At 33.4% G+C, this 10674-nt stretch carries 8 protein-coding genes; 3 read left to right on the forward strand and 5 right to left on the reverse strand.

The window, feature by feature from the left end; genetic code table 11:
• Positions 1-374: 374 nt before the first annotated feature.
• Together COX95_02705 and COX95_02710 are read left to right on the forward strand one after the other, a co-directional pair.
• On the forward strand, positions 375-2774 hold the full coding sequence (locus tag COX95_02705; GenBank protein PIZ85865.1) for a valine--tRNA ligase: 2400 nt from the start codon (positions 375-377) through the stop codon (positions 2772-2774).
• A 43-nt stretch (positions 2775-2817) separates the two neighbouring features.
• Positions 2818-3054: a hypothetical protein gene (locus COX95_02710; protein PIZ85866.1), complete on the forward strand. Its 237-nt coding sequence runs from the start codon at positions 2818-2820 to the stop codon at positions 3052-3054.
• Between the two features lie 120 nt (positions 3055-3174).
• Here the strand turns inward: COX95_02710 and COX95_02715 are convergent, their stop codons facing one another.
• From COX95_02715 to COX95_02730, 4 genes are all read right to left on the reverse strand, one after another.
• Positions 3175-4158 carry a phosphoribosylaminoimidazolesuccinocarboxamide synthase gene (locus COX95_02715; GenBank protein PIZ85867.1) on the reverse strand — a complete coding sequence of 328 codons (984 nt, stop codon included), beginning with the start codon at positions 4156-4158 and terminating at the stop codon, positions 3175-3177.
• Between the two features lie 10 nt (positions 4159-4168).
• Complete coding sequence (locus COX95_02720) at positions 4169-5317, reverse strand: hypothetical protein (protein PIZ85868.1); 1149 nt, start codon at positions 5315-5317, stop codon at positions 4169-4171.
• Between the two features lie 312 nt (positions 5318-5629).
• The gene (locus tag COX95_02725; GenBank protein ID PIZ85869.1) at positions 5630-7042 is read right to left on the reverse strand and encodes an adenylosuccinate lyase; all 1413 of its coding nucleotides are present in this window, start codon (positions 7040-7042) and stop codon (positions 5630-5632) included.
• 187 nt (positions 7043-7229) lie between these two features.
• Positions 7230-7436, reverse strand: a complete 207-nt coding sequence (locus tag COX95_02730; protein ID PIZ85870.1) for a hypothetical protein — start codon at positions 7434-7436, stop codon at positions 7230-7232.
• A 113-nt stretch (positions 7437-7549) separates the two neighbouring features.
• Here COX95_02730 and COX95_02735 point away from each other — a divergent pair, with 113 nt between their 5' ends.
• Entirely contained in the window at positions 7550-8905 is a 1356-nt protein-coding gene (locus COX95_02735) for a hypothetical protein (protein PIZ85871.1), read from the forward strand.
• Between the two features lie 4 nt (positions 8906-8909).
• Here the strand turns inward: COX95_02735 and COX95_02740 are convergent, their stop codons facing one another.
• A complete protein-coding gene (locus COX95_02740; GenBank protein ID PIZ85872.1) occupies positions 8910-10532 on the reverse strand; it encodes a type II secretion system protein GspE in 1623 nt (540 codons plus the stop codon).
• Between the last annotated feature and the right edge of the window lie 142 nt (positions 10533-10674).

Here is a 10674-nt window from a genome sequence, read left to right on the forward strand (position 1 = left end):
GAATACACCAATCTTTGGGTAATATTTCACCCATTGATTATTTAATAAAAACTGTTCCGGAGTCTCAAATGTGCGTGACGCGTACAGAACATTGACTATGTACTATATATTGACTAAAATGAAATTAAATTTATAAAAACCTTAAACTTCGGATAATGTCACCGAAGAACTCCAATAAACATCGGAAGGGTTGCAAGAAGAACATTCTGAATAAATGTCTACGCTCGGGATAAGTAAAACTTGCCGGGAAAGCCCGTAATAGCTAGAAATTAAGTTGGTCCGATTACATCGGACAATAAAGGTGGTACCGTCCTATTAATATTGGGATCCTTTAGTGGCCATCTTTTTTTATTTGAATAACTACAAGGAAAAATATGAAGAAAATAGAAGGGGTATACAACCCTGCAAAAACTGAAGATAAAATTTACCAATTTTGGGAAAAAGGAAATTATTTTAAACCAAAAATAAAAAAAGACGCAAAACCTTTTGTGATATCTATGCCTCCACCCAATATAACCGGAAATCTTCATATTGGACATGCCTTAACACTATCCATCGAAGATACGCTCATTAGATATAATAGAATGAAACAAATTCCTACCCTTTGGATTCCTGGCGTTGATCATGCCGGTATCGCAACTCAAAATGTTATTGAAAAACAACTTAAAAAAGAAGGAAAAAATAGACATATACTCGGAAGGGAAAAATTCCTAAAAAGAGTTTGGCAGTGGGTTGATGAATACGGCAATAATATAGATAAACAAATTAGAAAAATGGGATCTTCATGTGATTGGAACAGAAAAAGATTTACTTTAGATAAAGAATATGAAAAGGCAGTAATACATGAATTCGTTTCACTTTATAAAGCTGGGCTTATTTATAAAGGAGAATACATTATCAACTGGTGCCCGAGATGTGAAACCGTTGTTTCCGATATAGAAGTTATATATAAGGAAGAAAAAAGTTTTCTTTACTATATAGAATACCCTTTTGTTGATCAAAAAGGCGGAATAACTGTCGCTACAACAAGACCGGAAACTATGTTAGGTGATACAGCTGTTGCAGTTAGCCATAAAGATAAAAGATATAAAAAAATTGTTGGTAAAACCGTAAGGCTTCCATTTGTTAACCGTGAAATACCGATTATTGCTGACAAAGATATTGATCCGGAATTCGGCACAGGAGCTGTTAAAATAACTCCTGCCCATGATCCCCTGGATTACGAAATCGGTAAAAGACACAGACTGCAAGAAGTGGTAGTGATAGGTTTTGATGGTAAGATGACTTCTGAAGCAGGAGGGTTCAAAGGATTAAATATTAATACAGCGCGTGATGTAATTATTACTGAACTTGAAAAAATGGGTTTAATAAAAAAGAAAGAAAAATATCTTCATTCAGTTGGCCATTGCGAAAGATGCAATACTACTATAGAACCCATGATATCTAAACAATGGTTTGTAAAAATCGATTCATTGGCCAAACCTGCAATTGAAGCAGCGGAAAAAAGAAAAGTAGAATTTGTTCCGGATAGATTTAGAAAAGTTTATTTAAATTGGATGAACAATATTCATGATTGGGTTATTTCAAGACAGTTGTGGTGGGGACATCAAATACCTGTATGGTATTGTGATGAATGCGATGAAGAAATTATAGCTGAGACAGAACAGGAGAACTGCCCAAACTGTCAATCAATAAAGCTAACCAGAGACCCAGACGTTTTAGACACATGGTTTTCCTCTGCTCTATGGCCCTTTGCTGCCTTGGGGTGGCCGAAAAATACACCTGATTATAAATACTTCTATCCTACAAGTGTCCTAGAAACCGGATATGACATTATATTTTTCTGGGTTGCAAGAATGATTATGTCAGGACTTTATTTTACTAAAAAGACTCCTTTTGAAAAAGTTTATCTGCATGGATTGGTCAGAGATATACAAGGAAGAAAAATGAGTAAATCTTTAGGTAATGTGATCAACCCTTTAGACATAATCGATAAATACGGAACTGATGCCTTACGCCTTAGCCTTATTGTTGGGCAAACGCCAGGCAATGACTTAAAGATATCGGATGAAAAAATAAGAGGTAACAAAAATTTCATTAATAAAATATGGAATATCTCAAGATTCATCAGTTTAAATCTGGATAAATGGGATCCATCTTTGCCAGAATCAAAAAAAATGACTAACTTTGATAGATGGATAATTTCGAGAATACAGAATGTTATTAAACAAGTTTCTGATGATATAGAAAATTTCAAACTATCCCAAGCGGGCAATATTCTTTATGATTTTATTTGGAATGAATTTGCTGATTGGTATCTGGAAATAGCAAAAGTTCAGATGACAGATCAGAATAAAAAATATTCTACGGAAAGAGTATTATCTTATTGTCTAGCAAATATCTTAAAAATGCTTCATCCATTTATACCTTTTATTACTGAAGAGATTTGGCAAACCTTAGTAGATAAAGATGCTTTGATATCAGCCGAGTGGCCGAAAGAGGATAAACAATCAATAAATAAACAGGTTGAGAATTATACGAATTCAATCATAGACATAATAAAAATAATAAGAGTAGAGCGAGCAAAAAATAAGATAGAACCAGCTAAACTATTAACAGCTTACTTTTCTACTAACGAGAAGTTTGATAAAATAGATTTGGATGTTATGAAACGTCTTGCCAGACTCGAAGATATTATAGTAAATGATACTCTTCCTAGCCAAAAAGGAATAATTATCAAATCTGGCAATACAGACATCTCTCTTATAATCTGAACATTGAAACAGGGGGGCGATTGTTTTGGATAATTCCAACTCAATGACACATATGAATGATATCATTCAGACAGCAGCAGCAACAATTAATAATTTAGACCCATATTTTGATTTCTCTACTAAATATCCTCCTAACCATGTCAAAAACATTCTAGGTCATATTGATATTTCAACTAACGTGCAAGAAATAGAAAAGGATCGGGTTAGAATTGAAATATCAGACTTTAATATAAACACAATGGTAGAAAAAGGAATAATGCCAAAACATTCTATAGCATAATAGCATATAACCAAATTAATCATCGCCTCAAATTAACAGATACTCTTACTCAGCACTCTTCTAGTGCTTTTTCTTTTGTCAAAATAAAAAAAGCTACTATTGCCGCTTGTGGGTGTAAAACTAAAAATTGAATTTTTTACCAGTTAACATTTCGTATGCTTGAATGTATTTTTCGGTTGTTTTTTCTTTTACATCTTCAGGTAATTTTGGCATTGGTATACCAGATTTCTTACTCCAGCCTAATGATTTTAAATAATCTCTAACATATTGTTTATCAAAACTTGGTTGTGTAACACCTTCTTTATATTGATCCTTTGACCAAAATCGGGAGGAATCTGGCGTTAAAACTTCATCGCAAAGTATAAATCCTGAACCGCCAAATGTAACATTATATGCCAACTCAAATTTCGTATCAGCAATAATTATTCCTCTATTCTCTGCGTAGACAGCTGCCTTACTATATAGATAAATACTAATTTCTTCTAACTCTTCCAATAAATCCGATGCTGCTTTTTTTGAACACGCAAAATCTTTTTTAGAAAAATGTGTTACTAATATAGAAACAGCATCATCTCTCATGTATATATTCTTGTCATGTTTTCCAATTTCTGCCTTAGTTGAAGGAGTAAAGATTGGGGGATCAATTTCACTTGCTTCTACTAACCATTTTGGTAATTCATGCCAGTCCACTTTACCTATTTCATCATAATCTTCTTTACCTGACCCTGTTAAATAACCCCTAACTATACACTCCAATGGAAAGATATTAAATATCCTAACAATCATGCTACGACCCATAAGCTGATCTCTATATTTTTGCAGCTCTTTTGGATAGTAATCTATGGTGGCAGTAAGTAAATGATTGGAGAAATTAAGGTATTCTAACCAAAAAAGTGTCATCTGAGTGAGTACTACACCTTTATATTGGATTGGATCTCCGGACACTACATCAAAGGCCGACACTCTATCGGTCGCCACGATAAGCAAAGTTGGGAATCCCATCAATTCAGATATATCATAATTATCTCTGACTTTTCCGCGAACCACAGGGTAAGGAAGATTACTCTCATACATTACGCCTTTATCAATTTTCACTAAAATCATGTCCTCTCTTTTACTGATAGCCTTCAAATGTTATTTCTTTATCGTCTTTATAAAGGATAGTTCTGCTTTTTAAATCTGGGGATTTTCTTACCTCGCCTATTTTTCTTATATTTTTAATGTCCATGCCATCCCCTAAAGCAATCTCTATAACACCTCTAAAATGCTCCGGCCTGATCATGATGGCAAATCCTAGTCCCATGTTAAAAATCTCGTACATCTTATAATCAGATTCGCCAGTCTCATCCTGATAAAGCTGGAAAATTGGTTGTGACTCAAACGGATCAGTAATATGATATTCAACTCCAGCACCGATACGATTAAAATTCTTTAAGCCGTAGCCAGTAATGTTAGCGCCTTGAATATAGGAGTATCTTTCTCCAAGTTTACGCATTACTTGACTATAAATCCGAGTAGGTTCTAACAAGATTTCGCCTATTGTCTGATCTGTTCCATACATTTTATCATCTAGGCAATATCTTCCTTTATAAAGTTTTCTGATTTTTTTGCGCTCTTCAAAATCACCTTTCAATAAACCGTGACGCAGATTAGCATATCCATTGCAATGAGAACCAAAAGACCGAAAACCTAAAATGTAGTAACATGGCTCAATCGTTTTGCATGCCGCATCAGCTGATCTAATATGACCAACAAAAGAGGCGGCAATATCAAAACCATAACCAGCTATTGGTGAATCTAACATCTCGTCAATAGAAGCAGTTTCACCTCCAGCAATAATAACACCGTTGCCTTGTTTGATTCTTTCTTCATCGGCTAATGTTAAACCCTTAACAATTCCTTTCATAATTTCGCCGGTAATTTCCTCTTCTTCAATCTTATATTGGCAGGAGATTTGGTTAATAAATCTATTCAAAAAAACATTACCCCATGTTGCAATATCATTAGCTACCATAGCAACAGCATTGATACCTATCGTGTCATATTTATTCATCGCTATAGCAATAATTAGTTTTGTCCCTACCCCATCAACTGCCGTAACTTCATATTCAAAACCACGATGATAATCTTCAATTCTGCTTAAGGTAGAAAAACCTCCTTCACTTATAGCAATAATTCTTTTTCTAAGTTCTGGGGGTATATTTCTTTTGATAGCATTAACTGCCAAAGCTTCTCTTTCGTGATAATTAGTTATATCAACCATCAAAATCACCTTCTTTCTTTTATCAATGAACAAGGTCTAAAAAATGACCATTATAAAAGCTTACTGTGCCAATACAATCTTGTCAAATAAAAAAGGTAACAAATATTTGTCACCTATGTAATTATTTTATTAGTTGCTAGTTTCCAGTTTGATCTCTTGAATTAATTCTTGTGTTCTTTCTAGAGAATCACCAATATGATTCTTATAAGAGTTTAAAATTATTTTAACATCGTTCATACTACAAAAACCAGCTCTAAATCTATGGCGAACCAAAAGGTCTACTAAAGGATTAGGATTTCCCTTTTTAACTTCCTACCAAGCTTCTTTACAAACTTCGTTTATAATATCATGCATCTCTTGTCTATTGATGCCTTTATTGACCATTTCTGTCAGTAAAGATTCGGTGGCTGAAAAAACTCCAAATTTCTCAAGATTGGCATTGATCATTGCTTCATTGATAACTAGCCCATCCAATACTCGAATCATTGTATCAAAAATCTTGTCTATGGCCAAAAATGCTTCTGGCATAAATATCCTTCTGTTGGCACTATCATCCAGAGTTCTTTCAAGCATTGGAAGACTGGCATTAAGCCAAGCTATTTGCTCTAAGACAAAAGGTATTAATGCCAGACTACAAGACTTTTCTGTCTTAATGGGATTAGGAAGCTTATGAGCCATTGCTGATGAACCTTTTTGTTTTGGTTTTGACGGTTCTGAAACCTCCATCAAAAATGATGCACTTAAAAGCCTTATGTCTCTTGCCATCCTGTAGATACTTTGTGAAATATTAGAAAGAAGCTGTAAGACCTTTAAATCCTGTTTACGTCTAATGGTCTGATTAGTAATCTTGAATGCATCTAAGTCTAATTCTTCTAACACTTCTTTCTCAAACTGTTGAGCTGTAATTCCTTTGCCCTCTAACATTTCTTTATAACTTGCGCTTGTACCTACTGCACCCTTAAAGCCTTTCCCTTTTATCTTTAAGGAGTTTAAAGACTTTAGATCGTCAAAAAGATCATATGCATATTGAGCAAGCCTATATGGAAATGGTATTGGTTCAGCAGCAGCGAGATGAGTCCAGCCCATACAAACTAAACCAATATTCTCGTCCATTCTCCGCACTAAAATTGACAACAGTTTTCTAATTTTCAATTCTATTATCGCTAATGCTTCCGCAAGTATAATAGCTTCGGTATTATTTACGTTATCCATACTTGTCAAACCGTGATGTATTACGCCACCGCCTATCTTACATAGCTCCGCAAAAGCCTCTTTTGTAGCAATAACATCATGATCAAACTCTTTTTCCAGCTCAAGCGATCTTAACAATACATCAAGGGACTCAGGACTATTGATTATTCCGTTTATGGTATCTCTTATATCTTCATATTGAGCGGTAGAAATTATTCCATGTTTTGATTGAACCTTAGCCACAGCAACCCAAATCCGCCCTGGTATTTCTATCCGTTCATACAATACGGAAAAAACACTGCGCATTTTTTCTGAAGCATACCGCCACGTAAAAACCGACTGGAAAGTATCATATCCAAAAAAACCATTGTCTTTTAAGCAGCCCTGTTCGTTTAAAATTTTTAGCAAATCGAATATTGGAACTATAGCTTCTCTCCCTGCGGAATCATCAATAAACAATAAGCTTTTTTCTCTATTTATCTTCTTAATGCTTAGCATGCCCTCGGTATCAATTGAACTAAATTTTTTTCTCATTATCAATCACCCTTTCTTTAATAACATCCATAACGACAAGCACCGTGCCATATTCTACTGCCTGATAATATTTATATAATTTCTCAGTAAAAACTGAGACTTTAACAACAATACCAGGATGAGGAGATAATACTTCGAATGGTTTTATACAACCGGCTATTTTAATAAGAGCAATAATGTCTCCTTCTTATATCTTTGTACTATTTTCTACCAAATAGACTAACCTTCCGACCAAAGTTGATATTACCTCAAATTCAGCAGCTTCCCTTTTAATAGTAAGCTTGGTTAACTTTGTCTGAACTTCAGCTATCGGTAGATTTTTATCAACAGCTTCTCTAAACATCCATTCTAATTTAGTCAGTTGTTTATCTTGAGTTTCTTTTTCAAGAAGCAATGTAAACACTCCTTTTAAAGTACATACCTAAATAGATAATAGATTAATTTATCATAAATAAAGTCCTTTATAAAAACTTGCCCTAAAGTATTAAAAACAGATATACTCATAGTATGAACAAAATAAATTTATATAAAATTCTAGCGGCTATTTTTTTAGTAGCAATTGTTATTACTGTATTCAGAGTTAAGCTTTCAGATTCTTATATAAAGAAGGGAGCTAATAATTTATCGAGAAATTATTTTAAATCCGCACTATCGGATTTTGAAAAAGCATCAATCTTAATGCCTAATAATGAATATATAAATATAAAAACTGGAGAGATATATCTTTTATATAAAAATTACAATCAAGCAGAGAAACAATTTAAAAAAGCGGTTAAAGCAAATAAGAAAAATCCTATATCATACACTTACCTAATCAAAACTCTTATATTGGAAAATAAAATTAATGACGCTGAAACTGTTATCAAAAAAATACCAAGAAAAATTGGTAACGATGATAATCTAAGCACGCAGAAAGCTAGAGTATATGCCGATCTTGGTAAAATTGACGATGCAATAAATATACTAAATCAAGATAGTAAAAAAGGAAAATTTTATAAAAGCCTTTTTTTAATATCGAAAGGACAATTGAAAGAATCACAAGATATTATTAACAATCTTAAATCTAAAGAAAGTTCTGTTGATAGTTTGCCTATAATAAATAAAACATTTGAAAAAATTCAAAATAGCGATAATACAACATTTAAATCTATTACTTTAGCAGAAGCTTTAAACGAAATAAACGAACCATATTTAGCAGAAATAATACTCAACAAAGTCATAAAAGATAATCCAAAATATCGCGATGCATTTATATATTTAGGTTATTCAAATATCTTAAAAGAAAATTATAATCAAGCTAGCGATAACATCCAAAAGGCGATTCAAGAAGATCCGGCATACGGATTGTCTTATTACTTTTTAGGCGAAGTAAGACTTAAAGAAAACAATGCTAATGAAGCAATAAATAATATTAATAAAGCTGTTAACCTTGGCTATAAAAATAAAAATACCTATAAATTGTTAGGTAACATAAATGAACAACAAGGAAATAATAAGACAGCTGAAGAAAACTTCTACAAAGCATTAACTTTCGCTCCAAAAGACGAAACTGTGCTAATGCCTTTAATAAATGTAATCATAAAACAAGGAAAATTGACTGATGCTGAGAAAATAGCAGCTACAGCAGAAAACAATAAACTTTTAGGTTGGGTGTATGTTGAAAAAGGAGATAAAGAAAAAGCGTTGGAATACTTACAAAAAGCGGAAGCCAAAGAACCTTCTTCTGCGTTTATATCATTAAAACTAGGAGAGTTATATAAAAAACAAAGTAACGAAAAAGAATATAAAGATTATTTCTTAAAAACTATCGAATATGATCTAAGCGGTGACTTAGCAAAATTAGCCAAAGAATATATAAAATAAATAATTAACCTTTAACTACTCTCCAAACTTCCTCAGGAGTAGTGATACCCTGCAATACTTTCAATAAACCGTCTTGCTCCATTGTAATCATACCGTTTTTAATAGCAGCTTTATTTATTTCATCTAAGGTCGCGGCCCTTAAAGTCAATTCCTTAATTTCTTCATCTAACTCCAGCATTTCAAAAATACCAATCCTACCCTTAAAACCGGTATGGTGGCAAAAGTCACAACCTTTGCCCCTAAAGAATTTCCCTAACTTCACTCTTGGAATAACCTTTTTAATTTCATCAATAACGGTTTTTTCTGGAACATATTCCTCTCTACATTTAGAACAAATTTTCCTGACTAATCTCTGTGCCATTATCAGATTTATCGCATCTACAACCAAAAACGGTCTAACCCCCATATCAATCAAACGATGTATTGAAGAAGAAACATCGTTTGTGTGTAAGGTCGTTAGAACTAAGTGACCAGTAAGAGAGGCTTGTATCGCCATCTCAGCAGTTTCTAAATCTCGAACCTCACCTACTAATAGGATATCTGGGTCTTGCCTTAGAATAGACCTAAGCCCTGAAGAAAATGTATAGTTAGCAGCATTAACCTGACTTTGGATAACACCAGGTAGTGTATATTCAACAGGATCTTCCAAAGTAATAATTTTTACACCTGGTTTATTTAGTTTTTCTAAAACAGCATAAAGAGTAGTAGTTTTGCCTGAACCTGTTGGTCCTGTAACAAAAATTAAGCCGTGGGGTTTCTGATAGGCTTCTCGTATCCTATTAAACTGCTCTTGATTTAAACCAAGCTCTTCTAACTTTACAAAACCTAGTTCCTTATCCAACAACCTCATGACAATGCTTTCACCAAACATTTCAGGCAATGTGGAAACCCTAATATCTATCCTTCGTCCGCTACTGTTTACAAAAAACTTACCGTCTTGAGGTAGTTTGTTTATATCAAGTTTTAATTTAGCCAAAAACTTAATCCTGGAAGTTATTGCCTTTAAAGCATCTGGGCTCAAACTAATAATCGGGTGCAGCACACCATCTATCCTATATCTAACTATGGCTTCTGTTTCTTCGGCCTCAATATGAATATCAGAAGCCTCTGTTTTTAGCGCCCCTGTTATAATCAGCTCTAAAAGAAATGAGGTGGGAACTTTTTCAAGCTCTTCCTTTAAATCTCTTAGTGAATTAATACTCTGATTAAATCTTTCTAATTCTTCCGCTGTTATCTCAATTTTAGTATCAGTCCGCTTTATCTCTGATTCTTCCTTAACCAGATTATAAAGATCTAAAGTATTTTCTATATTTGATGGAGAGGTTATTGATATAAGAAAATTATATTTCGTAATGTTTCTTAATGATTCTAGAAAATTTTTAAACTTTTCACTCTCTGGGTCAGGAGTCGCAATTTTTACTTTATTCCCCACCCTAAGATAAGAAATTACACCATACTTTATAGCGTCTTCTTTGGCAATGATCCTAAGCGCATCCGAAGAAATAGGATAACCCCTAAGATCAACATACTCTAGTTTTAATTTTTCAGCATAATTCCTGTAATCTTTTTCTTCAGAGCTTCGATTCATATCATTCACGTGATTATTAACATTATTATCATTATTCATATTTTATCCGGTTACTTATTTTAATTTTAACAGATATTTTTACTTTAAAAAATAACTACTCTGGCGGTACCTTTTGGACAAAATCCGAACCTATTTCGCCCAAAATCCTGACACTGACTTTTGATTGTCGCCCTACGGGCGA

Source organism: bacterium CG_4_10_14_0_2_um_filter_33_32, from assembly GCA_002792735.1.
Taxonomy (GTDB): domain Bacteria; phylum Patescibacteriota; class CPR2_A; order CG2-30-33-46; family CG2-30-33-46; genus CG2-30-33-46.